This window comes from Pseudomonas sp. BF-R-01 (assembly GCF_019946615.1).
GTDB lineage: Bacteria > Pseudomonadota > Gammaproteobacteria > Pseudomonadales > Pseudomonadaceae > Aquipseudomonas > Aquipseudomonas migulae.
Genome location: NZ_JAGYFX010000044.1, coordinates 16,875 through 43,307 on the forward strand (window position 1 = coordinate 16,875; position 26,433 = coordinate 43,307).

24 protein-coding genes are annotated in these 26,433 nt (G+C 60.9%); 6 read left to right on the forward strand and 18 right to left on the reverse strand.

The annotated features are described in order from the left end of the window. Nucleotides 1-13 precede the first annotated feature (13 nt). The 6 genes from KGB27_RS17390 to KGB27_RS17415 all read right to left on the reverse strand — a co-directional run bounded on the left by KGB27_RS17390 (nt 14) and on the right by KGB27_RS17415 (nt 6,949). Nucleotides 14-1,129 (reverse strand): NAD(P)/FAD-dependent oxidoreductase, encoded by a 1,116-nt coding sequence (locus KGB27_RS17390; RefSeq protein ID WP_223555480.1) that lies wholly within the window; start codon nt 1,127-1,129, stop codon nt 14-16. After that, nucleotides 1,126-2,481 (reverse strand): NAD(P)/FAD-dependent oxidoreductase, encoded by a 1,356-nt coding sequence (locus tag KGB27_RS17395; RefSeq protein WP_207285989.1) that lies wholly within the window; start codon nt 2,479-2,481, stop codon nt 1,126-1,128. The genes KGB27_RS17390 and KGB27_RS17395 overlap by 4 nt, the downstream gene beginning before the upstream one ends. Before the next feature lie 1,483 nt (nt 2,482-3,964). Beyond that, nucleotides 3,965-4,255 (reverse strand): (2Fe-2S)-binding protein, encoded by a 291-nt coding sequence (locus tag KGB27_RS17400; RefSeq protein ID WP_008041223.1) that lies wholly within the window; start codon nt 4,253-4,255, stop codon nt 3,965-3,967. Nucleotides 4,256-4,262: 7 nt separating this feature from the next. After that, nucleotides 4,263-5,057: an ABC transporter permease gene (locus KGB27_RS17405; RefSeq protein ID WP_223555482.1), complete on the reverse strand. Its 795-nt coding sequence runs from the start codon at nt 5,055-5,057 to the stop codon at nt 4,263-4,265. Between the two features lie 6 nt (nt 5,058-5,063). Then, nucleotides 5,064-5,933 (reverse strand): ABC transporter permease, encoded by an 870-nt coding sequence (locus tag KGB27_RS17410; RefSeq protein ID WP_008041222.1) that lies wholly within the window; start codon nt 5,931-5,933, stop codon nt 5,064-5,066. Continuing rightward, on the reverse strand, nt 5,930-6,949 hold the full coding sequence (locus KGB27_RS17415) for an ABC transporter ATP-binding protein (protein ID WP_008041220.1): 1,020 nt from the start codon (nt 6,947-6,949) through the stop codon (nt 5,930-5,932). The genes KGB27_RS17410 and KGB27_RS17415 overlap by 4 nt, the downstream gene beginning before the upstream one ends. 242 nt (nt 6,950-7,191) lie before the next feature. On the opposite strand from KGB27_RS17415, the gene KGB27_RS17420 reads away from it, so the two are divergent. Further along, nucleotides 7,192-8,028, forward strand: coding sequence for an IclR family transcriptional regulator (locus tag KGB27_RS17420; RefSeq protein WP_008031920.1), 837 nt, complete (start codon nt 7,192-7,194; stop codon nt 8,026-8,028). Nucleotides 8,029-8,081: 53 nt separating this feature from the next. On the opposite strand, the gene KGB27_RS17425 is transcribed toward KGB27_RS17420, so the two are convergent. Both KGB27_RS17425 and KGB27_RS17430 read right to left on the reverse strand, forming a co-directional pair. Continuing rightward, nucleotides 8,082-8,834 (reverse strand): anti-sigma factor family protein, encoded by a 753-nt coding sequence (locus KGB27_RS17425; protein WP_223555484.1) that lies wholly within the window; start codon nt 8,832-8,834, stop codon nt 8,082-8,084. Further along, on the reverse strand, nt 8,831-9,337 hold the full coding sequence (locus KGB27_RS17430) for a sigma-70 family RNA polymerase sigma factor (protein ID WP_032832617.1): 507 nt from the start codon (nt 9,335-9,337) through the stop codon (nt 8,831-8,833). The genes KGB27_RS17425 and KGB27_RS17430 overlap by 4 nt, the downstream gene beginning before the upstream one ends. A 158-nt stretch (nt 9,338-9,495) precedes the next feature. Here KGB27_RS17430 and KGB27_RS17435 point away from each other — a divergent pair, with 158 nt between their 5' ends. Next, entirely contained in the window at nt 9,496-10,581 is a 1,086-nt protein-coding gene (locus KGB27_RS17435) for a catalase family peroxidase (protein WP_192229207.1), read from the forward strand. After that, complete coding sequence (locus tag KGB27_RS17440; protein ID WP_207285992.1) at nt 10,578-11,123, forward strand: cytochrome b; 546 nt, start codon at nt 10,578-10,580, stop codon at nt 11,121-11,123. Before KGB27_RS17435 ends, KGB27_RS17440 begins: the two co-directional genes overlap by 4 nt. A 117-nt stretch (nt 11,124-11,240) precedes the next feature. Here the strand turns inward: KGB27_RS17440 and KGB27_RS17445 are convergent, their stop codons facing one another. Continuing rightward, nucleotides 11,241-12,392 carry a M14-type cytosolic carboxypeptidase gene (locus tag KGB27_RS17445; protein WP_223555486.1) on the reverse strand — a complete coding sequence of 384 codons (1,152 nt, stop codon included), beginning with the start codon at nt 12,390-12,392 and terminating at the stop codon, nt 11,241-11,243. 486 nt (nt 12,393-12,878) lie between these two features. Next, nucleotides 12,879-13,220, reverse strand: a complete 342-nt coding sequence (locus KGB27_RS17450; protein WP_223555498.1) for a DUF6124 family protein — start codon at nt 13,218-13,220, stop codon at nt 12,879-12,881. A gap of 130 nt (nt 13,221-13,350) precedes the next feature. On the opposite strand from KGB27_RS17450, the gene KGB27_RS17455 reads away from it, so the two are divergent. Beyond that, complete coding sequence (locus KGB27_RS17455) at nt 13,351-13,998, forward strand: LexA family protein (RefSeq protein WP_192229209.1); 648 nt, start codon at nt 13,351-13,353, stop codon at nt 13,996-13,998. Nucleotides 13,999-14,037: 39 nt separating this feature from the next. Here KGB27_RS17455 and KGB27_RS17460 read toward each other — a convergent pair whose 3' ends face one another. The 4 genes from KGB27_RS17460 to KGB27_RS17475 all read right to left on the reverse strand — a co-directional run bounded on the left by KGB27_RS17460 (nt 14,038) and on the right by KGB27_RS17475 (nt 19,721). Further along, nucleotides 14,038-15,987, reverse strand: coding sequence for an acetyl/propionyl/methylcrotonyl-CoA carboxylase subunit alpha (locus KGB27_RS17460; protein WP_223555488.1), 1,950 nt, complete (start codon nt 15,985-15,987; stop codon nt 14,038-14,040). After that, nucleotides 15,987-16,802: a gamma-carboxygeranoyl-CoA hydratase gene (locus tag KGB27_RS17465; RefSeq protein ID WP_008041207.1), complete on the reverse strand. Its 816-nt coding sequence runs from the start codon at nt 16,800-16,802 to the stop codon at nt 15,987-15,989. Before KGB27_RS17465 ends, KGB27_RS17460 begins: the two co-directional genes overlap by 1 nt. A gap of 135 nt (nt 16,803-16,937) precedes the next feature. Beyond that, a complete protein-coding gene (locus KGB27_RS17470) occupies nt 16,938-18,545 on the reverse strand; it encodes a carboxyl transferase domain-containing protein (protein ID WP_192229211.1) in 1,608 nt (535 codons plus the stop codon). A gap of 12 nt (nt 18,546-18,557) precedes the next feature. Then, nucleotides 18,558-19,721 carry an isovaleryl-CoA dehydrogenase gene (locus tag KGB27_RS17475; RefSeq protein WP_008031893.1) on the reverse strand — a complete coding sequence of 388 codons (1,164 nt, stop codon included), beginning with the start codon at nt 19,719-19,721 and terminating at the stop codon, nt 18,558-18,560. Between the two features lie 295 nt (nt 19,722-20,016). Here KGB27_RS17475 and KGB27_RS17480 point away from each other — a divergent pair, with 295 nt between their 5' ends. Continuing rightward, nucleotides 20,017-21,714 carry an AMP-binding protein gene (locus tag KGB27_RS17480; RefSeq protein WP_008041200.1) on the forward strand — a complete coding sequence of 566 codons (1,698 nt, stop codon included), beginning with the start codon at nt 20,017-20,019 and terminating at the stop codon, nt 21,712-21,714. Nucleotides 21,715-21,772: 58 nt separating this feature from the next. Here the strand turns inward: KGB27_RS17480 and KGB27_RS17485 are convergent, their stop codons facing one another. The 4 genes from KGB27_RS17485 to KGB27_RS17500 all read right to left on the reverse strand — a co-directional run bounded on the left by KGB27_RS17485 (nt 21,773) and on the right by KGB27_RS17500 (nt 24,967). Beyond that, nucleotides 21,773-21,973: a hypothetical protein gene (locus KGB27_RS17485; protein ID WP_032828949.1), complete on the reverse strand. Its 201-nt coding sequence runs from the start codon at nt 21,971-21,973 to the stop codon at nt 21,773-21,775. Nucleotides 21,974-22,392: 419 nt separating this feature from the next. Next, the gene (locus KGB27_RS17490; protein WP_192229214.1) at nt 22,393-23,292 is read right to left on the reverse strand and encodes a hydroxymethylglutaryl-CoA lyase; all 900 of its coding nucleotides are present in this window, start codon (nt 23,290-23,292) and stop codon (nt 22,393-22,395) included. Nucleotides 23,293-23,439: 147 nt separating this feature from the next. Then, entirely contained in the window at nt 23,440-23,841 is a 402-nt protein-coding gene (locus KGB27_RS17495; RefSeq protein WP_008041195.1) for a MerR family transcriptional regulator, read from the reverse strand. 196 nt (nt 23,842-24,037) lie between these two features. Beyond that, entirely contained in the window at nt 24,038-24,967 is a 930-nt protein-coding gene (locus KGB27_RS17500) for a LysR family transcriptional regulator (RefSeq protein WP_008031887.1), read from the reverse strand. A 152-nt stretch (nt 24,968-25,119) separates the two neighbouring features. On the opposite strand from KGB27_RS17500, the gene KGB27_RS17505 reads away from it, so the two are divergent. Further along, nucleotides 25,120-26,346, forward strand: a complete 1,227-nt coding sequence (locus KGB27_RS17505; protein ID WP_192229216.1) for an acyl-CoA dehydrogenase — start codon at nt 25,120-25,122, stop codon at nt 26,344-26,346. The last annotated feature ends 87 nt before the right edge of the window (nt 26,347-26,433 follow it).

Here is a 26,433-nt window from a genome sequence, read left to right on the forward strand (position 1 = left end):
CGACCTTCCTCTATCAAGCAACGGAGATGGAGTGAAACCGGGTGATGGAAAACGCATCCAGCGACGTGGTTGAGGCGCCGCTGCAGATGATCTCGGTGAGCGCCTGGCCCACCGCTGGACCGATCTGGAAACCTGCGCCGGCAAAGCCGAACGCGTGCAACAGACCGGGTTGAGTGCCACTGTGACCGATCACCGGTTGGCGATCGGGCAAGTAACCTTCGGTGCCGCTCCAGGTACGAATCGCCTGGGCGCCTTCAAGAAACGGATAAAGCTCTACGGCTTGGCGCAGGATTTCGATCACCGCGTGTTGACCGGGGCGGGCGCGCGCGCCGTCGAGGGCAAACCCCTGGCCGCCGCCCAACACGCAATTGCCGCGCGCGACCTGACGCGCATAAATACCGCCGCCCTCGACGCCGGTGCTGGCATCCATCACCCATGGCAAGGGTTCGGTGACCAACATCGCCGGGTGCCCGGCATGCATCGGCACCGCTTCGTCGAACTGCGCGGCAAGGCTGCCGGCCCATGCGCCAGCGCAGTTCAGCAGCCAGGGCGCTTGCAGTTGCAGGCCCTTTTGCGTGCTGACGCAAAAGCGCTGACCGTCATGCTCCACGGCGCTCACCGCGCATTGTTCGTGGACTTGCGCGCCGTGGCGCTTTGCTGCCCGGGCAAACGCGGGTGAAACCAGTCGTGGGTTGGCGTGACCGTCATCCGGGCAAAACGAGGCGCCGACCGCGACGTCGCCGACCCACGGAAAACGCGTGCGTAATTCACGGCGATCAAGCACCTGCAAATCGAGGCCGAAACCCTGACTGCTGGCGGCATAGTCCTGCAATGCGCGCAGGTCGTTGAGGCTGCGCGCCAGTTTCAAGTGACCGCTGCGCTGGTATTCACCGTCGATGCCGATCAACTGCGGCAACTGCCCCCAGATTTCGTGAGCCTGTTGCGACAGCGGCAGTTGCGACAACGGTCGGCCCTGACGCCGCACGCCGCCGTAGTTCACGCCGCTGGAGTGCGAACCGCAAAAATCGCGCTCCAACAGCGCCACACGACGACCGGCCTTGCTCAGGAAGAGCGCGGCGGAGGCGCCGACAATGCCGCCGCCAATGATCACTGCATCGACCTCGATCATGGCTCGACCTCCAGACCAAACGGCAACGGTTTGATCGGTGCCTGTGCCCGCAAGCGGCCGATGTCAGAGACGTTTCGCTGACTGGCGCAGGCAATGATTTCTGCGGCGGCAGCGCCACACATGCGCCCCTGACAGCGGCCCATGCCGACCCGGCAATGGGCCTTGACCCGGTTGATTTCCCAATGGCCCTCGCGCACGACGTCGCGGATGTCACCGGCGCGCACTTCTTCGCAGCGGCAGACCATCACGTCGTCCGGCGTATCGGCCGCCCAGTTTTGTGGAAACACGAAAGCGCGTTCCAGGCCTTGGCGAAAGCTATCGATTCGTTCAAGTGCCTGCTCCAGTTGCACGCCACGCTTGGGCGCAACCACGTGACCCATGTCTTCGAGCAAGGCGAGGGCGGCCCGTTCGCCGGCCATTTCCGCCGCGTCGGCGCCCATGATGCCGGCACCGTCGCCGGCCAGATAAACCTCGGCGACACTGCTGCGACCGGCGCTGTCACGCTGCGGCAGCCAGGCGCGGTTGAGCGGGTTCCAGGCGAATGCGCAGCCGAGCAAGTCGGCGAGTTGGGTTTCACTGCGCAGGCCATGGGCGAATGCCACGGCGTCGCAGTCCAGTTGATGTTCACCGTTTGAGTTGGCCCAACGCAGCGACTGCACGCGGTGTTCGCCATCGACGCGTTTCAAGGTTGCACCCTGATGCACCGGGATGCCGTGAGCGGTCAGCCAGCTGCGGTAATAAATGCCTTTGGCCAATGTGGCCGGTTGCGCCAACAGATCGGGCAGGGCGCGGGCCTGAGCGCTGAACGGCGAGCTGTCGAGCACCGCGACCACGTTCGCGCCGGCCTTGGCGTATTGATACGCCACCAGATACAGCAACGGTCCACTGCCGGCGAACACCACGCGCTCACCGATGGCGCAGCCCTGGAATTTCAGGGCGATCTGCGCAGCGCCGAGGCTATACACCCCCGGCAGCGTCCAGCCTTGCACCGGTAAAACCCGGTCGGTGGCGCCCGTGGCGACAATCACCCGAGAGAACTCCAAGCGTGCGGCGCGCTGCTCGTGCAAGGTGTCGAGCGCGCCGGCCTCGGCGTTCCACACCAGGGTTTCAGGACGGTAATCGAGCTGCTCGCGCAACTCATCAATCGTCTGGTGCAAGGCCTTCGCCTTGCGCGCTTCGAAGCCATACAGCTTGACCGCCGAGCGCTTGAAATTCGCCGGCTGCCGCCGATAAATCTGCCCGCCACCGCGCGCGGCTTCGTCCAGCAAAACCGGGCGCACACCATGCGCCACCAACGTCTGCGCCGCACGAATCCCGGCCGGCCCGGCACCCACAACAACCACCGACTTCATACCCACCCCCCTGTAGGAGCCGGCTTGCCGGCGATGAGGCCCTCACATCCAACATCGATTTCGGCTGATATACCGCCATCGCCAGCAAGCCGGCTCCTACAGTTGATTGGGGTTGGTCGCGAATTTTGTGCTCGACACAGATCCCCTGTAGGAGCTGGCTTGCTAGCGATCGGGGCCTCACATCCAACACCCATGTCGGCTGATACACCGCCATCGCCAGCAAGCCGGCTCCTACAGTTGATTGGTGTTGGTCGCGAATTTTGTGCCCGACACAGCTCCCTTGTAGGAGCTGGCTTGCCAGCGATGGGGGCCTCACATCCAACATTCATGTCGGCTGACACACCGCGATCGCCAGCAAGCTGGCTCCTACAGTTGATTGGGGTTGGTCGCGGATTTTGTGCTCGACACAGATCCCCTGTAGGAGCTGGCTTGCTAGCGATGAGGCCCTCACATTCAACATCCATGACGGCTGACACACCGCCATCGCCAGCAAGCTGGCTCCTACAGTTGATTGGGGTTGGTCGCGAATTTTGTGCTCGACACAGATCCCCTGTAGGAGCTGGCTTGCCGGCGATGGGGGCCTTACATCCAACATTCATGTCGGCTGACACACCGCGATCGCCAGCAAGCCGGCTCCTACAGTTGATTGGGGTTGGTCGCGAATTTTGTGCTCGGCACAGATCCCCTGTAGGCGCTGGCTTGCCGGCGATGGGGGCCTCGCATCCAACATCGATGTCGGCTGATACACCGCGATCGCCAGCAAGCTGGCTCCTACAGTTGATTGGGGTTGGTCGCGAATTTTGTGCTCGACACAGCTCCCCTGTAGGAGCTGGCTTGCCGGCGATGAGGCCCTCACATCCAACATCCATGTCGACAGATGCACCGCGATCGCCAGCAAGCCGGCTCCTACAGTTGATTGGGGTTGATCGCGAATTTTGTGCCCGACACAGATCCCCTGTAGGAGCTGGCTTGCTAGCGATCGCGGCCTCACACCCAGCACCCATGTCGGCTGACCCACCGCCATCGCCAGCAAGCCGGCTCCTACAGTGGATTGGGGTTGGTCGCGAATTTTGTGCTCGACGCAGCTCCCCTGTAGGAGCTGGCTTGCTAGCGATGGGGGCCTTACATCCAACATTCATGTCAGCTGACCCACCGCGATCGCCAGCAAGCCGGCTCCTACAGTTGATTGGGGTTGGTCGCGAATTTTGTGCCCGACACAGCTCCCCTGTAGGAGCTGGCTTGCCGGCGATGGGGCTCTCACATTCAACATCGATGTCGGCTGACCCACCGCGATCGCCAGCAAGCCGGCTCCTACAGTTGATTGGGGTTGGTCGCGAATTTTGTGCTCGGCACAGATCCCCTGTAGGAGCTGGCTTGCCAGCGATGGCGGCCTCACATCCAACATCGATGTTGGCTGATACGCCGCCATCGCGAGCAGGCTCGCTCCTACAGGGGATCCGGGTTGGGGAGATGTAATGTGTGTTCATAGCGATCGCCCCGGTTCGCGGCTGATTTGCTCGCCGGCTTCTAACAGCGTCGAACACGCGCGCACTCGCCGGCCATCGCCCAGGCGAACCCAGCAGTCCTGGCACGCGCCCATCAAGCAAAACCCGGCGCGGGGCTGTGCGCTGAAATCGCTGCCGCGCAAGTGTTCGCTACAGGTCAGCACGGCGGTCAGCACGGTGTCGCCGAGCAGCCCGCTGGCCGGTGCGCCGTCGAGGGTAAAGTTCACGGCCGGGCGGTCGCCTTCGGCCAGTCGTTTCAGCAGAGCCATGGCGCCCTCATTGTTTACCCACCAGAACCCGATCCAGGCCGTAGACCCGATCAAGCAGAATCATGGTCAGCGCAGTCAGCGCGATCACCAGGGCCGACACCGCCGCCATCATCGGATCGATGGACTCAGTGGCGTACACGTACATGCGCACCGGCAAGGTTTGCGTGGCCGGCGAGGTGACGAAAATCGACAGCGTCACCTCGTCAAAACTGTTGATGAACGCCAGCAGCCAGCCCCCGGCGACCCCCGGCAAAATCATCGGCAAGGTGATTTGGCGGAACATCGTGAAGCGCCCGGCACCCAGCGATTGCGCCGCGTGTTCGGCGCTGCGATCCAGGCCAATGGCCGAGGCCAGTACCAGTCGCAGCACATACGGTGTGATCACCAGCACGTGAGCAAAGATCAGCCAGGCGAAGCTGCCGTTGACGCCCATCAGCGCAAACAAGCGCAGCAGTGCCACGCCCAACACCAGATGCGGAATGATGATCGGCGACAGAAACAGGCCGTTGAAAAAGTCCCGCCCGGGAAACTCGAAACGGGTGATTGCCAGCGCCGCCGGCACCGCAATCAACGTCGCCAGGCTGGCCGCGCTAAACGCCAGGATCAGACTGTTGTAAAACGCATCGACAAAGTCGGCACGCTCGAACACTGCACGGAACCAGCGCAGGGAAAACTCCGTGGTCGGCAGGCTCAGGGTGTTTTCCGGGGTGAACGCCACGAGGCAGACCACCACCAGCGGCGCCAGCATGAACACCACCACCAGGGTATGGAAGAGCAGGGCGAAAGGACCGTTCTTGGACATGACGAGTTATCCCAATGACTTCTTGTAGCGGCCTTCGATCATCCGGTTCCACGACAGCATGATCAGCAGGTTGAGCAACAGCAGCGCGACGGCGATGGCGGCGCCCATCGGCCAGTTGAGCTCCGACAGGTACTGGTCGTAGATCAGCGTGGCGACCATCTTGATCCGCCGCCCGCCGAGCAGGCCGGGAATGGCAAAGGAGCTGGCCGCGAGACCGAACACGATCAACGTGCCGGACAGCACGCCGGGCATGATTTGCGGCAACACCACCTGGCGCATCACCGTGAAGTGACTGGCACCCAGCGACATCGCTGCTTGTTCGGCGGCCGGGTCGAGTTTTTGCAGTGAGGTCCAGACCGGAATGATCATGAACGGCAACATCACGTGAACCAGTGCAATCACCACCGCGAACGGCGTGTACAACAGCTTCATCGGTGAGCCGCCGAAGGCTTGCAGTGTCTGGTTGACCAGACCGTCGGCGCCGAGCAAGAGGCTCCAGCCGAAGGCGCGCACCACCACCGAAATCAGCAACGGCGTGAGGATCAGAATCAAGAAAATCGAACGCCATGGCGCGCCCATGCGGCTGAGGATGTAAGCCTCGGGCACGCCGATCACCACGCAGAGCAGGGTGGTCAGGGCGCTGATCCAGAACGTGCGCAAAAAGATTTCGTAGAAGTACGGATCACCCAGCAGGCTGCTGTAATGGTCGACGGTGTAGGCGTCGCCGTTGATGCCCGAGCTGTAGTCGAAGACGTTGAACGACAACACCAGCGTCAACAGCAGCGGGATCACCAGCAGGCAGACGTACAACGCCAGCGCCGGTGCCGACAATAAATATCCCTGACGTCCCTGGCGAACAGCCACGAGCGTACTCATGCCGACACCTCGTCGACACTCAGCACCCGCAACAGCGCCGCGTCCCAGTCGAGGCCGACTGGTGTGCCTTCGTTCAGCGGTGCCGAGCCGTCGTTGCGGCGCACCACGCTGAGTTCACCGAGGCTGGTCGAAACGCCGTACAACCATTGGCTGCCGAGAAAGAAGCGGCTGACGATCCTGCCTGGCAGACGGCCGTGATCCTTGTCCCGCAGATCGATTTTTTCCGGACGCAGGCTCAGGGTCAGTTCACCGCCGCTGCGCACCTGAACCACGCCCGCACTGTCTCGTTCGCCGGGCAGCAGGTTGGCCTTGCCGACGAAGCCGGAAATGAACTCGGTGCGCGGGTGTTCGTAAAGGGTGTAGGGCGCGTCGATCTGGGTGATGCGCCCGGCCTGCATCACCACCACGCGGTCGCTGATGGACAGCGCTTCGGACTGGTCGTGGGTGACCATCAACGTGGTGATCCCGACTTCGCGCTGGATGCGGCGGATTTCGAATTGCATCTCTTCGCGCAGGTTGGCGTCGAGGTTGGACAGCGGCTCGTCGAGCAGCAGCACCGGCGGCTCGATCACCAGGGCGCGGGCCAGCGCCACACGCTGGCGCTGGCCGCCGGACAGTTCGCGTGGGTAACGTTCTGCGTGCTGGTCCAGACGCACCAGTTTCAACACCCGATCCACGCGCTGCTGCAACTCGCCGTTGGGCACTTTGCGCATGCGCAGGCCGAAGGCGACGTTGTCTTTGACGGTCATGTGCGGAAACAACGCGTAACTCTGGAACACCACGCCCAAGCCACGGCTGGCGGGTTTGGCGTGGGTGATGTCGCGACCGTCCAGCAGAATGCGCCCGCTGGTGACTTCGACGAAGCCGGCGATCATTTGCAGGGTGGTGGTTTTGCCACAGCCGGAAGGGCCGAGCAGGGACACGAACTCGCCTTTCTCGACCGAGAGGTGGGTGGCGACGACGGCATCGATGTCGCCGTAACGTTTGCCGAGTCCTTCAAGTTGCACAAAAGCCATAACTGCGCTCCACCTGAGATTGTTATGCGCGGCCTGAGGTCGCGCTTTTTTGTATGGGCAGATACGAAAGGGTGTTGCGGGGTGCGTTGGCGCTCGACTTGAGTCGGCTGCCGCTGTTGTTCGAATCGCCCCTGTGGACGCAGATTAGGACGAAGACTAGGATGGGCTCAATGGCCTATTTCACTGAAGCGATGACTATTTTCAGTTTCATTCGGTGAGTAAATTAATTGTCGAGAAATGGCATGACTGATTCCATTGAGCGGAATGAAAACAAAAATGAAGTCGGCGTCGGTGCGGTCTCCCGACTGTTTGCGGTGCTGCGCAGTCTGGGTGACACCGTCGAGGGCGGGGAGCGCGTGACGCAACTGGCCCAGCGCATTGGTTTGTCGCAACCGACCACACACCGTTTGCTGCGCAGCCTGATGGACGAGGGCATGGTCGAGCAGGACGTTCGAAGCAAACGCTATCGCCTGAGCCTGGATTTTTTTGCGCTGGCGGCGCGTGCCGGCAATACCGGAAACCTGCGCGAACTGGTGCGGCCGTCGTTGCTGCGGTTGTCGGCTTCGCTGGGGGATTCATTGTTTCTACTGGCGCGCAGCGGGTTTGATGCGATCTGCCTGGACCGCAGTGAAGGGCCGTTTCCGATTCGCACCTTTACCGGCGACATCGGCGGGCGGGTGGCGCTGGGCGTGGGCCAGGGCAGTCTGGCGATCCTGGCGTTCCTGCCGGAAGAGGAGCGCGACACGGTGATCCATTACAACCTGCCGCGGCTGAAGGATTTTCACCTGTACGACGAGGTGTTCCTGCGTTCGGAAGTCGAGAACGTGCGCGCCCTCGGTTATGCCGGGCGCAACACCGGAGTGCTGCAAGGCATGGCCGGCGTGGCGGTGCCGATTCTGGATCGTGAGGGGCGTGCGGTGGCGGCGTTGAGTGTGGCCACTGTGAGTGACCGATTGGGCCCGGATCGCTTGCCGACGGTGGTGGAGATGCTCAAGCGCGAAGCAGCGCTGATCGGGCCGCGGATCAATCCGTTTGATCCGTTGTTGCGGCGGCCGTCCCAAGTCTTCGGCCAAAGCTGAATCCACCGCAAATCCCTTGCAGGAGCCGGCTTGCCGGCTCCTACAAGGGGTGGTCAGAATTGCACGGTTTGCTTGAGCATCTGCGCCGTCGGCGTATCGCTCGGGCTGACCATCGCGTAGTTGTAACCGCTGCCGGACCAGTACTCAGCCTGCAACCCGCCGTCACTGCGACTACCCCTCGGCAGCAGGAAGTTTTTCGGTCCTGGCGGGCGCACGTAGAAGCTGACTTTGTGCCCGCTGCGATCCTCATAAACCACCATCGCCGCCGGCCCTTGCTCGGTGCTGAGCAAGCGCCCGCTGACCGGTTTGAACCCCGCGCCTGAAAGGTCCGGCAAGCGATGGGCCTGCGTGAAATAGCGGTCGAGCCAGCCCTGCATATCGCCGTCATCGCTGACCTTGTAATCGGCTGGCAGCATGCCTTGCTGGGCAAACAGCCGATAAGCCTGAATCGCGTCGGCCATCGGTGCCGCCGCGCTGAGGAGGGTCATCTCCCGCGCCTTCCAACCGCTGAAGCCGCCGATGCTCACGGCAATCAGCAACACCGCGGCGCTGGCCAGATGGCGGCGTGATTGGCGTTTGAGGCGCTGGCGAATCAGCGCCGGGTCGAGGGCCGGGTTGGCGGGTTGCTGCAACGCACCGCTCAGGGCCGCGCGCAGTTGCTGGGCGTCCTGCTGCCAGGCGCGAACCTGTGCAGAGATTTCCACGTTGCCGGCCAGAAAAGTCTCTACCAGACGTCGGTCGTCATCATTGAGCTGGTGGTCCACATACGCGTGCAGGTCACGCTCGCTCGGGGGCATGCTGATCATTTGAGTCTCCGCAGGGAAGGGCGGGTGATTTCGCCGTCGCTGAGTTGGCGCAGGGCCTGGCGGGCGCGGGACAGGCGCGACATGACGGTGCCGACGGGGACGTCGAGAATCTCGGCGACTTCCTTGTAGCTCAGGCCTTCGACCGACACCCAGAGCAGCAGCGCACGCTGTTCGGTGCCGAGCTGATCGAAGGCTTGCAGGGTCGATTGGGCGATCACGGTGCGTTCTACCGACGGTTGGGTATCGTCCCGTCCGGTAAAGAATTCGAGCATCCGCGCATAACGCCGGGAGCGCCGGTGAGCGTCGAGAAATTGCCGATACAGAATCGAAAACAGCCAGGCGCGCAAGTCGCCTTCGGGGCGTTTGTCGCCCCAACTCGACAGCGCCCGCTCCAGACACGACTGCACCAGGTCGTCGGCGCTGCTGGGGTTGCGCGTCAACGACACGGCAAACCGGCGCAATCCGGGAATGATTTCTCTGAGTTGTTCGTCGATCTCGTTCATGAAGTTCTGGCTAGTCACTACGCTGTGGACTAGAGAGACGCCCGGCACTGAAGGTTATTCCACGCCTGAAAAAATAAATACCGCACGATGGAATAAACGTTCGCGGGGTTCGTCTGCTTGATCCTTCTCACTTGTGGCCGATGGCCCTGGAGTCTTTCATGGTAGATCGCTCATCACCGCCCACCCGGCCCCCCTTGAGTGCCGCGAGCCTGACGTTGCGTCTGGCCGGTATTGCCGTGGTGGTCGCTGCAGTGGCCGGGGCATTTGCCTACGTCAACGGCACCTTTGACCCACAGCGACTGACCCCGAAAAAGCTGATCAACGTGCTGGAAACCAACAACGGTGTGCACCCGGGCTTCCGGCGCAATCACTCCAAAGGCGTGTGCGTGATCGGACATTTCGAAAGCAGTGGCGAGGCGCGCAGCTATTCCAGCGCTCAGGTGTTCAACGAGGCGCGGACCCCGGTGGTCGGGCGTTTTGCCTTGCCGGCCGGCAACCCATATGCGCCGGACAGCGCCGTGCCGATCCGCAGCCTGGCGCTGCGCTTCACCCAGGCCAACGGCCAACAGTGGCGCACCGGGATGAACAGCATGCCGGTGTTCCCGGTGGGCACGCCCGAAGCGTTCTATCAATTGCAGCAAGCCCAGTCGCCGGACCCGGCCACCGGTAAACCGAACCCGGCAGCGGTGCCGGCGTTCTTTGGGGCGCACCCGGAAGCCGGGCCGTTCCTGGCATGGATCAAAACCGCCAAGCCGTCCGCCAGTTACGTGACGGAAACCTATAACAGCGTCAATGCGTTTTACCTGGTCAACGCCGCCGGGCAAAAGCAAGCGGTGCGCTGGAGCATGGTGCCGTTGGTGCAGGACGCGGCAGGTGCCACGGCGCCGGAGGGTGGCGATTTCCTCGAGAAAGACCTGCTTCAACGGATTGCCTTGGGGCCGCTGCGTTGGCAGTTGAACATTACGCTGGCCAACCCCGGTGATCCGGTCAACGACGCCAGCAAGGCCTGGCCCGACGGTCGCAAAGTGGTGAATGCCGGCACGCTGGTGCTCGAAAGCACCCAGCCGCAGCTCAATGGCGAATGCCGGGACATCAACTACGACCCGCTGGTATTGCCCGCCGGTATCGAAGGTTCCGACGACCCGTTGCTCGCCGCTCGCTCCGCCGGTTACGCCAGTTCCTACTTGCGCCGCACCAGTGAAGTCAGCCAGTTGCCCGCCGCCAAACAGGAGGCTCAACAATGAGCAACCAACCGAACCACTTCGCGCCGCTGGCGCGGCTGCTGCACTGGCTGATGGCGCTGATGATCATTGCCATGCTGTTTATCGGCGCGGGCATGGTCGCTTCCGTGTCTGAGCGGCACGAGTGGCTGATCCATCTGCACAAACCGTTGGGCATCGCCATTCTGTTGCTGGTGATCGTGCGCCTCGCTGTGCGCTTTTCCACCCGGCAACCTCCTTTGCCGGCAGACTTGCCGGGCTGGCAAGCGCTGGCGGCCAAGGCTTCGCATGTCTTGCTGTACGCCTTGATGTTGATCCTGCCGCTGCTCGGCTGGGCGATGATTTCGGCGGCGGGCGACCCGGTGATGCTCAGCAGTTCGTTGCAGTTGCCGTCGATTGTGCCGGCGAATGCGCAGGTGTTTGCGTTCCTGCGCAAGGCGCACGGGTATCTGGCATACCTGCTGTTTTTGACCGTGCTGCTGCATCTGGCGGCGGCGTTGTTTCACGGTTGGGTACGGCGTGATGAGGTGCTCGACAGCATGTTGCGGGGCAAAGACCGCGGTTAACCGGCTTTGCGCTTTGGGGCGCACGCTGTAGATCAAGCTTTGCGGCCGGAGGATTGTGTGCGAGTGGCGGCCGAATGAGGCGTGGCTGCATGCCTGGCATGCAGCCATTGCGCAGGATCAGCGCAAGGTATCGACCATGTCCGCCACGGTCGTCAGCACATCCTTGCCCAGTTGCTTCGAGCGCTTGCCGGACCAGCCAGTCAACGGATCCGGTTTGTCGTTGTTGTCCTTGAACGGCATCTCCAGGGTCAACGACAGGCAGTCGAATTTCTGACCGACGCTGTTGCACGCCAGGGTCATGTTGGCTTTGCCTGGTTCGTCGCGGGTGTAGCCGTGCTTGGTCTGGAAGTCCTTGGTCAGGTGTTTCAGATGACTGCGGAAATGCTCTTCGAGTTTTTCGATCCGCGGCGTGTAGCCTGGGTTGCCTTCGCAGCCGGCAGTGAACACGTAGGGGATTTCTTCATCGCCATGGATGTCGAGGAACAGGTCGACGCCGTACTTTTCCATCTGTTGCTGAGCGAACAGCACTTCCGGACTGATCTCCTGACTGGCGCTCTGCCAGGCGCGGTTGAGGTCCTGGCCCATGGCGTTGGTGCGCAGGTGACCGTGAAAGGCACCGTCCGGGTTCATGTTCGGCACCAGGTACAGGTCGGCGCTGGCCAGCAGTTTGTTCAGCACTGGATCGTCGTGTCTTTCCAGGCGTTCGATCACACCTTCCATGAACCACTCGGCCATGTGTTCGCCGGGGTGTTGCTGGGCAATCATCCAGACCTTGCGCCGGCCTTCGGCGCCGGGGCCTTTGCGCAGCAACTGAATGTCACGACCTTCGACACTCTTGCCGGTGGCCAGCAGTTCAGTGCCGGCCTTGGTCAGCGCCTGTTCGATCAACCAGTCATGGCGACCACGGCTGTAGGGTTCGAAGTAGGCAAACCAGGCGTGGGTGGCCGTGGCTTCGAGGCTGAAACGCAGGCAGTCGCCTTCGAAGATGGTCGGCACCCGGAACCAGTTGACGTGGTCGTAGGACGCCACTGCCTGATAGCCGTCCCAGGCTTTGTTGTACGAGGATTTGCTGGCATTGTTCAGACGAAACCAGTGTTCCTGTCCGACGTGCAAACCGCTGGCCTTGAAGTGAAACCACTGAAAATGCTGGCTGCGGGTGTCTGGCTTGATGGCCAGCAGGGCTTGCAACGGATTGCTGATGTCCAGCACTTCAATGTTGCCGCTGTCGAAGTTGGCGCTGATGTCGAAAGAAGATCTAGCCACGGTCATAGTCGATTCCTGAATATGATTTTTATGGCTGATACTTTACACGCTGGGAAGGGAAAAACCGGGGGAAATTGCGGGGGTAAAAGGGGGGCGTCCTCCTTGACGCCGTCGCAGCTTAGAGACTGTGCGATTGATTCTCAAGTGCTATTTTCCATTAGTTTGGCCCAATGTTGCCGGGCTTCTCTTGCCAACAGATATTCTTTTGATATTATCCGCGCCATCGAATTTGCAGCACCCAAAGACTTCATTAGCCTGAAGGTAAAGCCAGAATAACTGGCAAAAAAAAGACCCGGCAAAAAGCCGGGTCAAAAACCGTGATTAGCCTGATGAGGAGATAGTCCAGGAGACCGACCTAAGGTCACTTGGACAATCGACTGATCTCGCGACCAGCTGCATGCAATAATAATCATTCTCGTTTGCAAGTCAAACGATTTTATCTGCGCGATTGGAAAATTCTTTCCCGCGCCCCGCGAAATATACCTGCCTGCCTTATGCGTGATGATCCCCGTCGAGGGATCGGTCCAGCAACGCCTTGGCCATATCGATCATATGCACCGTCGAAAACGCCAGGTCCCGGTGCACGCCCTGCAGATTGTTCGCCGACTCGTACGCCGTGGCGGCGGCGCAGCGCAACAGGTCTGAAGCTCGCACCAGTGCTTCCTCGCAGCTGACATTGCGGTTCACATCAAAAAAACGCTCCTCTTCCACCACTTCGGACACAGCTGGTTTCAAGTAATAGTCCAGGGCGCGCTGCGCGGCGGCCGAGCCTTTTGGCGAGGTGAGGGAGGTGTCGATCTGCATGTCTGGCAAGTCATTGCTGGGGATGGTCATGGCGATGGCAAAGCTCCGTGTTAGATTCAAATCCGTGATCCAATCGTAGTACGAACTGTATTTGTGACGAGAATTTAAATACTACAAGTTGTGTTTTGCTGGCCGGAGGCGCCCACGTATCGTGCCGCACATGGATAAATGGATTGAATTGGTCAAGGCCAAGATGAGTGAACTCAAAGTCACTCAGGAAATACTCGCCGACCGCCTGGGGATGTCCCAGGGCGGCGTCGGCCATTGGCTGAACAAACGTCGCCAACCGGGCATCGATGACATGAACCGTGTGCTGCACGCACTGGGCATGGAGTTTCTCGAGGTGGCGCTGGTGATCCGCGAGCCGGACATTGCGAAGGAGGAAAGCCAGGATCTGGTGCGCAAGTACAACCCGTACTTCCGTTACCCGGTCAGTGACTGGCGCGAATCCTGCGAGGTGCGTGACGGTGAGCCGACGGTCTATGACACGGCGCGATTCGAACTGACTGACTACCACGCTCAGGGCGCGGCGTTTTGGTTGACCGTGGTGGGCGATGCGATGACTGCACCGAGCGGCGTCAGTATCGCCGAGGGCATGATGATCCTGGTGGACCCGGCCATTGTGCCGGAGCCCGGGAAACTGGTGATCGCCCAATGGCCGGACAGCACTGAAGCGACGTTTCGCAAACTGATCGAAGAGGGCGGGCAGCGTTACCTGGTCCCGCTCAATCCGACGTATCCGAAAGCCCTTTACACCGAGGCCTGCCGAATCATCGGCGTAGTGGTTCAGGCAACGGCCAGGTTCTGATCAGATCGGTCCTCGCAAGGCGTAGGACCGATCCGCATTTCAGGCTTCTTCCAGCTCGACCAATGCACTGCCTTCGCTGACCATCTCGCCTTCCTGGCAATACAGCGCCTTGATCACCCCAGCGTGTGGTGCACGAATGCTGTGCTCCATCTTCATCGCCTCCAGCACCACCAGTTGCGCCCCGGCTTCGACCGTTTGCCCGGCCTCCACCAGCACTCGCACGATGCTGCCGTTCATGGGCGCAGTGAGCCCACCATGATGGCTGTGACTGGCTTCGACGGCGCTGATCGGGTCGTAGGACTCGATGCGGCGCAATTCACCATCCCATTGCAGATACACAACGCCGCCGCGACGGATTGCCCGATGCTGGCGGCGCACGCCATTGTGTTCGGTCAGCAGTTGCTCGCCCGCGAGTTGCGCCGATCGGGTAGCGCCCAACGTCAGCGCACGGTCCTGACCTTCGCAGCTCAAATGCAGGGTGATTTCTGTCGGCAATCCGGCACGGAACCCAGTGCCGATACCCCAAGGCGAACTCAGGTCATCAGCGCGGGTCGTGTCCGGTTGGCTTTGGGAAAACGCCTGCGCCGCGGCTTGCCAGAACTCATCACTGAGCGGCGAGGGCTCTGGCAGCAGTTGCTCCTGGTAACGCGGAATGAACCCGGTATCCAGCTCAGCCGCCGCAAACGCCGGATGACCAACGATTCGACGCAAGAAGTTGATGTTGGTCTTGAGACCGCCAATCGCGAACTCATCGAGCATGCTCAGCAAGCGCAGGCGCGCCTGTTCGCGGTCCTCGCCCCAGGCAATCAGCTTGCCGAGCATTGGGTCATAGAACGGCGAAATCTCGTCGCCTTCTTCCACGCCGCTGTCTACCCGACGTCCCGGACCTTCGGCCGATTCACGGTACAACTCCAGGCGCCCGGTAGCCGGCAGGAAATCATTGCCCGGGTCTTCGGCGTACAGCCGCACTTCGATCGCATGGCCGATCAGGGGCACTTGATCCTGAGTCATCGGCAGCGCTTCACCGCGTGCCACGCGAATCTGCCAGGCCACCAGATCAAGGCCGGTGATGGCTTCGGTGACCGGGTGTTCGACTTGCAGGCGCGTGTTCATCTCCATGAAGAAGAACTCGCCGCGCGCATCCAGCAAGAACTCCACGGTGCCGGCGCCGACATAACCGATGGCCTGCGCCGAACGCACGGCCGCTTCGCCCATGGCGCGACGCAGTTCCGGGCTCAAGCCTGGTGCGGGCGCTTCTTCGACGACTTTCTGGTGCCGACGCTGAATCGAGCAGTCACGTTCGTTGAGGTACAGGCAATTGCCGTGCTGGTCGGCGAAAACCTGGATTTCCACGTGGCGCGGCTTCAGCAGATATTTTTCGACCAGCATCCGCGAATCGCCGAACGAGGATTGCGCTTCACGCTGGGCCGAGGCGAGGGCTTCGGCCAGCTGGCTGACGTCCTCGACCACTTTCATGCCTTTGCCGCCACCGCCCGCCGTCGCCTTGAGCAGCACCGGATAACCGATGCGTTCGCAAGCGTCGCGGAAGGTGTCGAGGTCTTGAGCTTCGCCGTGATAACCGGGCACCAGTGGCACGCCAGCGGTTTCCATCAAGGCTTTGGCGGCGGATTTGCTGCCCATGGCATCGATGGCCGAGGCGGGCGGACCGAGGAAGATCAGGCCTGCTTGTTCGATGGCGCGGGCGAACCCGGCATTCTCGGACAGAAAACCATAACCCGGATGGATCGCCTGCGCGCCGCAGGCCTTGGCGGCGGCGATCAGTTTGTCGATTTGCAGGTAGCTGTCGGCGGCTTTGCTGCCACCGAGGTCAACGCGAATGTCCGCTTCGCGGCTGTGCCGCGCTTCGCGGTCGGTGGCGCTGTGCACGGCGACGGTGGTCAGGCCCAGGGCCTTGGCGGTGCGCATGACCCGGCACGCGATTTCGCCACGGTTGGCCACCAGCAGAGAGGTAATGACAGGTGCGCTCATCAACGCGGCTCCTTGGGGGTGGTTTCGGCCTGCCAGCTCGGCGGACGTTTTTGCAGAAAGGCGCGCAGGCCTTCCTGGCCTTCGGGGCTGACGCGGATACGCGCGATGGCATTTTCGGTGTAGCGACGCAGCGCCGGGGTCAGCGCGCCGTTGCCGACTTCACGCAGCAAATCCTTGCTGACGCGCATGGCTGCGGGGCTGTTGAGCAGCAGGTTGTCGATCCATTGCTCGACTTTCTGCTCCAGCTCATTGCCCGGATAACTCTCCGACAACAAGCCGATTTCCCGAGCGCGTTGCCCACCGAATCGCTCGGCGGTCAGCGCATAACGGCGTGCCGCGCGTTCGCCGATGGCTTGCACCACGAACGGGCTGATCACCGCCGGTGCCAGGCCGATGCGTACTTCCGACAGGCAGAACTGAGCGTCGTCGGCGCCGATGGCCATGTCGCAGCAACTGATCAGGCCCAGCGCGCCGCCGAAAGCCGCGCCTTGAACCACGGCCAGCGTCGGAACTTTCAGCTTGGCCAGGTTGTACATCAACTCCGCCAGTTCTCGGGCGTCGTCGAGATTGGTGTGGTAATCGAGCTCGGCCGATTGCTGCATCCACGCCAGGTCGGCGCCGGCGCTGAAATGCTTGCCACGTCCGCGCACCAGCAAAAAGCGCAGGCTGGCGTCGGTCGAGACCTTGTCCAGCGCGAGGATCAGCTCACGGATCATCTCGGCGTTGAACGCGTTGTTCTTTTCTTCCCGGCTGAGCCACAGGGTCGCGAAACCACGAGGGTCGGTCTGCAGTTCGAGGGTGTTGAAGTCGCTCATGTTCATCCGTCTCCACGGTACTTGTAGGAGCGAGGCTTGCCCGCGAAGGCGTCGGTACATCCAACATCGATGTGACAGACAAACCGCTTTCGCGGGCAAGTCGGATCGCCGCCCGCTCGCTCCTACAGGATCAAATCACATCCGGAACACGCCGAAGCGGCTCGGTTCGATTGGCGCGTTCAGCGACGCGGACAAGGCCAGGGCCAGCACGTCGCGGGTCTGCGCCGGGTCAATGACGCCGTCGTCCCACAGCCGTGCGCTGGAGTAGTAAGGGTGGCCCTGTTCTTCGTATTGATCGAGGATCGGTTGCTTGATTTCGGCTTCCTGCTCGGCGCTGAAACCATGGCCACCGCGCTCGGCCTGCTCGCGCTTGACCTGCACCAACACGCCCGCCGCTTGCTCGGCGCCCATCACGCCGATGCGTGCATTCGGCCACATCCACAGGAAACGTGGATCGTAGGCCCGCCCGCACATGCCGTAGTTACCGGCGCCGAAGCTGCCACCAATGATCACGGTGAATTTCGGCACCTTGGCGCACGCCACGGCGGTCACCAGTTTTGCGCCGTGCTTGGCGATGCCGCCGGCCTCGTATTTCTGGCCGACCATGAAGCCGGTGATGTTTTGCAGGAACAGCAACGGAATGCCGCGTTGGCAGGCCAGTTCGATGAAGTGCGCGCCTTTCTGCGCGGCCTCGGCGAAGAGGATGCCGTTGTTGGCGAGGATCGCGATCGGGTAACCGTGCAAGTGAGCAAAACCGCACACCAGCGTGGTCCCGAACAGCGCCTTGAATTCGTCGAACACCGAACCGTCCACCAGCCGCGCGATCACTTCGCGCACATCGAACGGCTGCTTGGCGTCGGCCGACACCACGCCATACAACTCGTCGCTGCTGTAGAGCGGGGCGATGGGCGTGCGTTGTTGCAGTTCGCCGAGCTTGCGCCAGTTAAGGTTGGCGATGCTGCGTCGGGCAATGGCCAAGGCGTGTTCATCGCTCTCGGCATAATGGTCGGCAACCCCGGAAATCTTGCAGTGCACATCGGCACCGCCCAGATCTTCGGCGCTGACCACTTCACCGGTCGCGGCTTTCACCAGCGGTGGGCCGGCGAGGAAAATAGTTGCCTGCTCGCGAACCATGATCGCTTCGTCGGCCATCGCCGGCACGTAAGCGCCGCCGGCAGTGCACGAGCCCATGACCACCGCGATTTGCGGAATACCCATGGCGCTCATGTTGGCCTGGTTGAAAAAGATCCGCCCGAAGTGCTCGCGGTCCGGGAACACTTCATCCTGACGCGGCAGGTTGGCGCCGCCGGAGTCCACCAGATAAATGCACGGCAAGCGGTTCTGCTGAGCGATGGTCTGGGCGCGCAGGTGTTTTTTTACGGTCAGCGGGTAATACGAGCCGCCTTTCACCGTGGCATCGTTGGCCACGATCATGCACTCGACGCCTTCCACTCGACCGATCCCGGCAATCACGCCCGCGGCCGGCACGTCTTCGCCATACACCTCGTAGGCCGCCAATTGGCTGATTTCGAGAAACGGCGAGCCCGGATCGAGCAGGCGATTGATCCGCTCGCGGGGCAGCAATTTGCCCCGCGAAGTGTGGCGTTCTTGCGCTTTCGGACCGCCACCTTGCTGCACTTGCGCGAGCAGGGTGTGCAAGGCGTCGACCTGGGTGAGCATCGCCGCGCTGTTCGCGGCAAACTCCGCGGAACGGGGGTTGAGCTGGGTATGCAGGATAGCCATGGACAGCTCCGTTTAGCGGGTTTCGTTGAACAGTTCGCGACCGATCAGCATGCGACGGATCTCACTGGTGCCGGCGCCGATTTCGTACAGCTTGGCGTCACGCAGCAGACGACCGGCCGGGAATTCATTGATGTAACCGTTGCCGCCGAGAATCTGGATCGCGTCGAGGGCCATTTGCGTGGCGCGCTCGGCGCTGTAGAGGATCACGCCGGCAGCGTCCTTGCGTGTGGTTTCGCCGCGCTCGCAGGCCTGGGCCACCGCATAAAGGTAGGCGCGGCTGGCGTTGAGTTGGGTGTACATGTCGGCGACTTTGCCCTGGATCAGCTGGAATTCGCCGATGCTTTGCCCGAACTGCTTGCGGTCGTGGATGTACGGCACGATCAGGTCCATGCACGCCTGCATGATCCCGGTCGGGCCGCCGGACAGGACGACACGTTCGTAGTCGAGGCCGCTCATCAGCACTTTCACGCCGCCGTTGAGCACGCCGAGGATGTTTTCTTCCGGCACTTCGACGTCATCGAAGAACAGCTCGCAGGTGTTGGAGCCGCGCATGCCGAGCTTGTCGAACTTGTTGCTGCGGCTGAAGCCTTTCCAGTCGCGCTCGACGATGAACGCGGTGATGCCGTGCGGGCCTTTTTCCAGGTCGGTCTTGGCGTAGATCACGTAGGTGTTGGCGTCGGGGCCGTTGGTGATCCAGGTTTTGCTGCCGTTGAGCACGTAGTGATCACCACGTTTGTCGGCGCGCAATTTCATCGAGACCACGTCGGAACCGGCATTCGGTTCACTCATGGCCAGGGCGCCGATGTGCTCGCCGCTGATCAGCTTCGGCAGGTATTTGCTTTTCTGTTCGTGATTGCCGTTGCGGTTGATCTGGTTCACGCAAAGGTTGGAGTGCGCGCCGTAGGACAGGGCGACCGACGCCGAACCGCGGCTGATTTCTTCCATGGCCACCACGTGCGCCAGGTAACCCAGGCCAGCACCGCCGTATTCTTCCGGGACGGTAATGCCGAGCAGGCCCATGTCGCCGAACTTGCGCCACAGGTCGGCGGGGAACAGGTTGTCGATGTCGATCTGAGCGGCGCGCGGGGCGATCTCTTTGGCGACGAAGGACTGGACCTGATCGCGCAGCATGTCGATGGTTTCACCGAGGGCAAAGTTCAGGGATGGATAGCTCATGGGTCACCTTTTGGCTTTTTTGTAGGGCGGGGAGGGTCGTGATTTGGCTCTCACCTTTACGTTAACGTAAGCCTGTGACGAAAGGCTGTCAATCACCCTTTACGTTAACGTCAACTTGAGCGAGAGTAGAGCCAGTTCAAGATAGAAAGCGGACCCAACTTGTAGGAGCGATGCTTGCTCGCGAAAGCGTCAGATCAGTCGACATAAATGTTGAATGTAGAGGCCTCTTCGCGAGCAAGCATCGCTCCTGCAGGTATCCGTTGGTAGCCCATTAATAAAGACAATAGGGGTCGTCATGGATCAACCCAGTGCAAGCCCGCAGCGCAGCTATACCCGTGGTTCTCAGGACAAAGCCTTGCTGGCGATGACCATCGGTCAGGCATTTGATAACACCGTCGCGCAGTATCCGACGGGCGAGGCGCTGGTCGTGCGCCATCAACAGTTGCGCTACACCTGGCAGCAACTGTCCGACGCCGTGGACCTTCATGCCCGGGCGCTGCTCGCGCTGGGGTTGCAGACCGGTGATCGCCTCGGCATCTGGGCGCCGAATTGTGCGCAGTGGTGCATCAGCCAGTTCGCCAGCGCGAAGATCGGCGTGATCCTGGTCAACATCAATCCGGCGTATCGCAGCTCGGAACTCGAATACGTGTTGAAGCAGTCAGGCTGCAAATGGCTGGTCTGTGCGGGCGCGTTCAAGACCTCCAACTACCACGGCATGTTGCAAGGCCTGGTGCCCGAGCTGGCAGAACAATCCATCGGCCAGTTGCAGAGCGAGCGTCTGCCGGACTTGCGCGGCGTGATCAGCCTGGATGCGCAGCCGCCATCAGGTTTTCTGCCGTGGTCGCAACTGAGCGATCTCGCAGCGGGTGTATCCAGCGAGCAGTTACGCGAGCGGGGCGACAGCCTGCATTTCGACCAGGCCGTGAACATCCAGTACACCTCCGGCACCACCGGTTTTCCGAAGGGCGCGACCCTCAGCCACTACAACATTCTCAACAACGGTTACATGGTGGGCGAAAGCCTCGGCCTGACCGCCAATGATCGGCTGGTGATCCCGGTGCCGCTGTATCACTGCTTCGGCATGGTCATGGGCAACCTTGGCTGCATCACCCACGGCAGCACCATGATTTACCCCAACGATGCCTTCGATCCGCTGCTGACCCTGACCACCGTCGCCGAAGAAAAGGCCACCGCACTGTATGGCGTGCCGACCATGTTCATCGCCATGCTCGATCAGCCGCAACGTGCGCAATTCGATCTGTCGAGCCTGCGTACCGGGATCATGGCCGGCGCGACCTGTCCGATCGAAGTGATGCGTCGGGTGATCAGCGAAATGCACATGAACGAAGTGCAGATTGCCTACGGCATGACGGAAACAAGTCCGGTGTCGTTGCAGACCGGTCCTTCAGACGAACTGGAATTGCGCGTCACCACGGTCGGTCGCACCCAACCGCAGCTTGAAAGCAAAATCATCGACGAGGCGGGCAACCTGGTACCTCGCGGCACCATCGGCGAACTCTGCACCCGTGGCTACAGCGTGATGCTCGGCTACTGGAACAACCCGCAAGGCACCGCCGAAGCCATCGATCAGGCCGGCTGGATGCACACCGGTGATCTGGCGAGCATGAATGATGAAGGCTACGTGTGCATTGCCGGACGCAACAAGGACATGATCATCCGTGGTGGTGAGAATATTTACCCGCGGGAGCTGGAAGAATTCTTTTTCACTCACCCGGCCGTGGCGGACGTGCAAGTGATCGGCATCCCGTGTTCGCGTTATGGCGAAGAGATCGTCGCCTGGATCAAATTCCACCCCGGTCACAGTGCCACCGAGCAAGAGCTGCAAACCTGGTGCAAGGAGCGCATCGCGCACTTCAAGACACCGCGCTACTTCAAGTTTGTGGAAGAGTTTCCGATGACGGTGACCGGCAAGATCCAGAAATTCCGGATGCGCGAGATCAGCATCGAGGAATTGCGCATCAACAAGGCGTGACAAATTTCCCCTTGTGGGAGCCAGCCTGCTGGCGATAGCGGAGTGTCAGTCAACATACCTATGTCTGAACCACCGCAATCGCCAGCAGGCTGGCTCCCACAGGGGCGATGGTGAAAACCTGAATCGCAGAAAGCACAAAGGGGAGCCGAAGCTCCCCTTTAATTTTTCGTTGCGCATGCTCTTTTTTTATTATTGAGGGGCGGTCTGTTTTTGTTTTTGGCAACCGTGACCCTTTACCGCTGTTTTTGTCGATCCCCATCCGGGATCAAGAGCAAACGTATTTTTTTGAGCGCTGATCTACTTTTTCGCTAAGCGATCCAACCAGTTCGGGAGCTACCTGAAGGTAGTTTTATTGTTCTCTGCCCGGTTGCGGGTTACTCCGAAAAGCACCCTGAAAAGCACACCTTCTCCAAAAAAATCTGTTAGCTGCGTCTCTGCCGTGTTGTTCTTGTTATGTCAGAGTCGTTACGTCTTATTTTTATTGGTTTGCTGCTTTTTATTCTTGTTATGCCATAGAGATAGCAGAAGCCGTGCCAACTTTTAAAAACACTTTAAAATCAATGGCTTGAGTTTTTGTAGGATTTTTCGCTCAGGTAAACCCCTACAATTTGTTTCCGTGTTACTCGCTTATCCCCCACGTTCCAGACGCAGCGGTAACACCTGGACACATCAGCGCACTTATTGCGCGCTGCGAGCCTTGGCCACGCGCGAACCGGTTGGGCGCCCCAGCACCGTGCAAATCTGCTGACCGGCGAGAATCAAGGCGTCCAGGTCGATACCTGTTTCGATGCCGAGGCCATTGAGCAGGTAAACCACGTCTTCGGTGGCGACGTTACCGCTGGCGCCTTTGGCGTAGGGGCAGCCGCCGAGGCCGGCGATGGAGCTGTCAAACACCGAGATGCCTTCGAGCAGGCTGGCATAGATGTTGGCCATGGCCTGGCCGTAGGTATCGTGGAAGTGCCCGGCCAGTTTCTCCCGCGGCACGTCGGCCGAAACCACTTCGAACATCTTGCGCGTCGCGCCCGCCGTGCCGGTGCCGATGGTGTCCCCCAGCGATACTTCGTAGCAGCCCATGGCATAGAGCTCGCGGGCGACCAGGGCAACTTGTTCGGGTTTGACGTGACCTTCATAAGGACAGCCCAGCACGCAGGACACGTAACCGCGCACGGTAACGCCGTGCTGCCTGGCGGCTTCCATGATCGGCGCAAAACGCTCGAGACTTTCGCTGATCGAGCAATTGATGTTGCGCTGGGAAAACGCTTCGGACGCTGCGGCGAACACTGCGACTTCCTTGACCCCGGCGGCGATCGCATCTTCGAAGCCGCGCAGGTTGGGGGCGAGGGCGCCATAGGTCACGCCCGGTTTGCGCTGGATTTGCGCGAAGACTTCGGCGGATCCGGCCATCTGCGGCACCCATTTGGGCGAAACGAAACTGCCGACTTCTATATAGCCGAGGCCCGCGGCCGTAAGTGCATCGACCAGTTGCACCTTATCGGCAACGCTGATCGGTTGAGCTTCGTTTTGCAGACCGTCGCGAGGGCCGACTTCGACCAGGCGTACGTGGGAAGGAAGGGACATGGGAATCGACCTGTGCTGTCTGTCTGAATGTTCATGGAACCCTGTAGGAGTGAGCCTGCTCGCGATGGCGGACGATCAGTCAACATCCATATTGAATGTCACGCCCTCATCGCGAGCAGGCTCGCTCCTACAGGGGACGGTGTAAACCTATTGAACCACCGGCTGGCTTTTCATCGTTAGTTCCAGCGCCTGGGTGCAGCGCTCCTGTGCGGTGTCCAGTTCCAGCTTCATCTGCTCGATGTCGAGCATCTGCTGCTCCAACTGTTCGCGGCGCTCGGCGATTTTGCTCAGCATGGTTTGCAGCTGTTTCTGATTACCGCCGGTGGGGTCGTAGAGTTCGATCAGCTCGCGGCATTCGGCGAGTGAGAAGCCAATGCGCTTGCCCCGCAGGATCAGTTTCAGGCTGACCTTGTCACGGGGCGAATAGATGCGCTCCTGGCCGCGTCGCTCGGGGCTGAGCAGGCCTTGCTCTTCATAGAAGCGAATGGCCCGCGTGGTGATGTCGAGCTCGCGGGCGAGGTCGGAAATGCTATAGGTCTGGCTGCTCATGGAAGCGCTCAAAAAAAGGTCATGGCGCTAAGCTAATGGCAGGTTGACGTTTACGTCAAGGGGCGGGGTTTTTCATCGTCATTGCGGGCCTCTTCGCGGGCAAGTCGGATCGCCGCACCGCTCGCTCCTACAGGTACTGTGTAAATCCTGTAGGAGCGAGGCTTGCCCGCGAAGAACGATAACCCGGTGTAATGCCCTACACCTTATCGAGCTTCTTCTCATGCGCCGTCACCTGCTGGCACAACTCGATCATCTGCTCGCGCATCCAGCGGTTGGCCGGGTCCTGGTCGGTGCTTTCGTGCCAGTAAAGGTGAGTTTCCACCGGCGGCACATCGTTGACCGGCAGGTTCACCGAATACAAATCATGGCGGCGGGCGAAGCGCTCCGGCACGGTCATGACCATGTCGGTCTGCTGCAATACCTGCGATGCCATCAAGTAATGCTGGGAGCGCAGGGCAATCTTGCGCTGGATGCCCATCTTGCCCAGAGCCAGGTCGACATGGCCCAGACCACTGCGGCGGCTGGAAATATGGATGTGCGTCAGTGACAGATAGTCATCGAGGGTGAATTTCTCCTTGGTCGCCAGCGGATGGCCCTTGCGCATGGCGCACACGTAACGGTCTTCCATCAACTTGACGTGACGCACTTGCGGGTCGGTGTTGAGCGGCGCGTCCACCGCAAAGTCGAGTCGCCCGGCCGCCAGTTCCTTGGTGGTCTCGCGGCGCTTGGACAGAAAGCTTTCGATGATCACCGTTGGCGCCAGGCGGCGCAGGCGCTGGAACAGTGGCGGCAGGATCACCGCTTCGGTGAGGTCGGTCATGCTGATGCGGTACGTCTTGACCGCCTGCAACGGGTTGAAGATGCGGCTTTCCTGCACCGACACCCGCAGCAGCGAGAGGGCGTTGCGCACCGGGCCGATGATGTTTTGCGCCATCGGCGTTGGCACCATGCCTTGGGCCGTACGCACGAACAAAGGATCGTTGAACGTCTCGCGCAGGCGGGCCAGAGCGTTCGAAACAGCCGGTTGAGTAATGCCGACAATCTGTCCGGCGCGGGTCAGGTTGGCTTCGGTGTAGATCGCGTCGAAGACGATGAAAAGGTTGAGGTCGACCTTGCTCAGATTCATTGCGCTGCACTCTTATTGTTGGTTCTCAATCAGCCGATCATATATCGGTGATGAATGTTAATACACGCCGAGAATAGGCTAGGTAAATTTTCGTAGCTGTTCTAGCATCGATTGCATGACCTAAACAACCTCCCCCCAGAAGGTAGCTGCTCATGGATTTCGCTTATTCGCCCAAGGTGCAAGAACTGCGTGAGCGCGTGACCGCGTTCATGGACACCTACGTTTATCCCGCCGAAGCCGTGTTCGAGCGCCAGGTTGCCGAGGGCGACCGCTGGCAGCCGACTGCGATCATGGAAGAACTGAAACTCAAGGCCAAGGCTGAAGGCCTGTGGAATTTGTTTCTGCCTGAGTCCGAACTCGGCGCCGGCCTGACCAACCTCGAATACGCGCCATTGGCAGAGATCATGGGCCGCTCGCTGCTGGGGCCTGAGCCATTCAACTGCTCGGCGCCCGACACCGGCAACATGGAAGTGCTGGTGCGCTACGCCAACGAAGAACAGAAACAACGCTGGCTCGAACCGCTGCTACGCGGTGAGATCCGCTCGGCGTTCGCCATGACCGAACCGGATGTGGCTTCGTCCGACGCCACCAACATGGCCGCCCGGGCCGTGCGTGACGGTGATGAGTGGGTGATCAACGGCAAAAAGTGGTGGACCTCGGGTGCCTGCGATCCGCGCTGCAAGATTCTGATCTTCATGGGCCTGAGCAATCCTGATGCGCCCCGCCACGCCCAGCACTCGATGATTCTGGTGCCGGTGGATGCACCGGGCGTGAAGATCGTTCGTCCGCTGCCGGTGTTCGGTTACGACGACGCGCCTCACGGCCATGCCGAAGTGCTGTTCGAAAACGTCCGGGTGCCGTACGAAAACGTCCTGTTGGGCGAAGGACGCGGCTTCGAAATCGCCCAGGGTCGCCTTGGCCCGGGCCGGATTCACCACTGCATGCGTTCGATCGGCATGGCTGAGCGTGCGCTGGAACTGATGTGCAAACGTTCGGTGAATCGCACTGCGTTCGGCAAACCCCTGGCGCGCCTGGGCGGTAACATCGACAAAATCGCCGACTCGCGGATGGAGATCGACATGGCACGCCTACTGACTTTGAAAGCGGCGTACATGATGGACACCGTCGGCAACAAAGTGGCGAAAAGCGAAATCGCGCAGATCAAGGTGGTGGCACCGAACGTGGCGTTGCGCGTTATCGACCGGGCGATCCAGATCCATGGCGGGGCAGGGGTTTCCAACGATTTCCCGCTGGCCTACATGTATGCGATGCAACGCACGCTGCGCCTGGCCGACGGCCCGGATGAAGTGCACCGCGCGGCGATCGGCAAGTTCGAGATCGGCAAGTATGTGCCGAAGGAAATGATGCGCAGCCATTAATTGTAGGAGCGAGCCTGCTCGCGATGGTCGCCAACGATAACGCGTGTTTATTGGATAAACACGGTGTTCATTAGTCCATCGCGAGCG

Excerpts from the sequence above, each read along its gene's own strand:
- KGB27_RS17390 (WP_223555480.1), bottom strand. The coding sequence starts at position 1,129 with ATGATCGAGGTCGATGCAGTGATCATTGGCGGCGGCATTGTCGGCGCC.
- KGB27_RS17395 (WP_207285989.1), bottom strand. The coding sequence starts at position 2,481 with ATGAAGTCGGTGGTTGTTGTGGGTGCCGGGCCGGCCGGGATTCGTGCG.
- KGB27_RS17400 (WP_008041223.1), bottom strand. The coding sequence starts at position 4,255 with ATGGCTCTGCTGAAACGACTGGCCGAAGGCGACCGCCCGGCCGTGAAC.
- KGB27_RS17405 (WP_223555482.1), bottom strand. The coding sequence starts at position 5,057 with ATGTCCAAGAACGGTCCTTTCGCCCTGCTCTTCCATACCCTGGTGGTG.
- KGB27_RS17410 (WP_008041222.1), bottom strand. The coding sequence starts at position 5,933 with ATGAGTACGCTCGTGGCTGTTCGCCAGGGACGTCAGGGATATTTATTG.
- KGB27_RS17415 (WP_008041220.1), bottom strand. The coding sequence starts at position 6,949 with ATGGCTTTTGTGCAACTTGAAGGACTCGGCAAACGTTACGGCGACATC.
- KGB27_RS17420 (WP_008031920.1), top strand. The coding sequence starts at position 7,192 with ATGACTGATTCCATTGAGCGGAATGAAAACAAAAATGAAGTCGGCGTC.
- KGB27_RS17425 (WP_223555484.1), bottom strand. The coding sequence starts at position 8,834 with ATGATCAGCATGCCCCCGAGCGAGCGTGACCTGCACGCGTATGTGGAC.
- KGB27_RS17430 (WP_032832617.1), bottom strand. The coding sequence starts at position 9,337 with ATGAACGAGATCGACGAACAACTCAGAGAAATCATTCCCGGATTGCGC.
- KGB27_RS17435 (WP_192229207.1), top strand. The coding sequence starts at position 9,496 with ATGGTAGATCGCTCATCACCGCCCACCCGGCCCCCCTTGAGTGCCGCG.
- KGB27_RS17440 (WP_207285992.1), top strand. The coding sequence starts at position 10,578 with ATGAGCAACCAACCGAACCACTTCGCGCCGCTGGCGCGGCTGCTGCAC.
- KGB27_RS17445 (WP_223555486.1), bottom strand. The coding sequence starts at position 12,392 with ATGACCGTGGCTAGATCTTCTTTCGACATCAGCGCCAACTTCGACAGC.
- KGB27_RS17450 (WP_223555498.1), bottom strand. The coding sequence starts at position 13,220 with ATGACCATCCCCAGCAATGACTTGCCAGACATGCAGATCGACACCTCC.
- KGB27_RS17455 (WP_192229209.1), top strand. The coding sequence starts at position 13,351 with ATGGATAAATGGATTGAATTGGTCAAGGCCAAGATGAGTGAACTCAAA.
- KGB27_RS17460 (WP_223555488.1), bottom strand. The coding sequence starts at position 15,987 with ATGAGCGCACCTGTCATTACCTCTCTGCTGGTGGCCAACCGTGGCGAA.
- KGB27_RS17465 (WP_008041207.1), bottom strand. The coding sequence starts at position 16,802 with ATGAGCGACTTCAACACCCTCGAACTGCAGACCGACCCTCGTGGTTTC.
- KGB27_RS17470 (WP_192229211.1), bottom strand. The coding sequence starts at position 18,545 with ATGGCTATCCTGCATACCCAGCTCAACCCCCGTTCCGCGGAGTTTGCC.
- KGB27_RS17475 (WP_008031893.1), bottom strand. The coding sequence starts at position 19,721 with ATGAGCTATCCATCCCTGAACTTTGCCCTCGGTGAAACCATCGACATG.
- KGB27_RS17480 (WP_008041200.1), top strand. The coding sequence starts at position 20,017 with ATGGATCAACCCAGTGCAAGCCCGCAGCGCAGCTATACCCGTGGTTCT.
- KGB27_RS17485 (WP_032828949.1), bottom strand. The coding sequence starts at position 21,973 with ATGGGGATCGACAAAAACAGCGGTAAAGGGTCACGGTTGCCAAAAACA.
- KGB27_RS17490 (WP_192229214.1), bottom strand. The coding sequence starts at position 23,292 with ATGTCCCTTCCTTCCCACGTACGCCTGGTCGAAGTCGGCCCTCGCGAC.
- KGB27_RS17495 (WP_008041195.1), bottom strand. The coding sequence starts at position 23,841 with ATGAGCAGCCAGACCTATAGCATTTCCGACCTCGCCCGCGAGCTCGAC.
- KGB27_RS17500 (WP_008031887.1), bottom strand. The coding sequence starts at position 24,967 with ATGAATCTGAGCAAGGTCGACCTCAACCTTTTCATCGTCTTCGACGCG.
- KGB27_RS17505 (WP_192229216.1), top strand. The coding sequence starts at position 25,120 with ATGGATTTCGCTTATTCGCCCAAGGTGCAAGAACTGCGTGAGCGCGTG.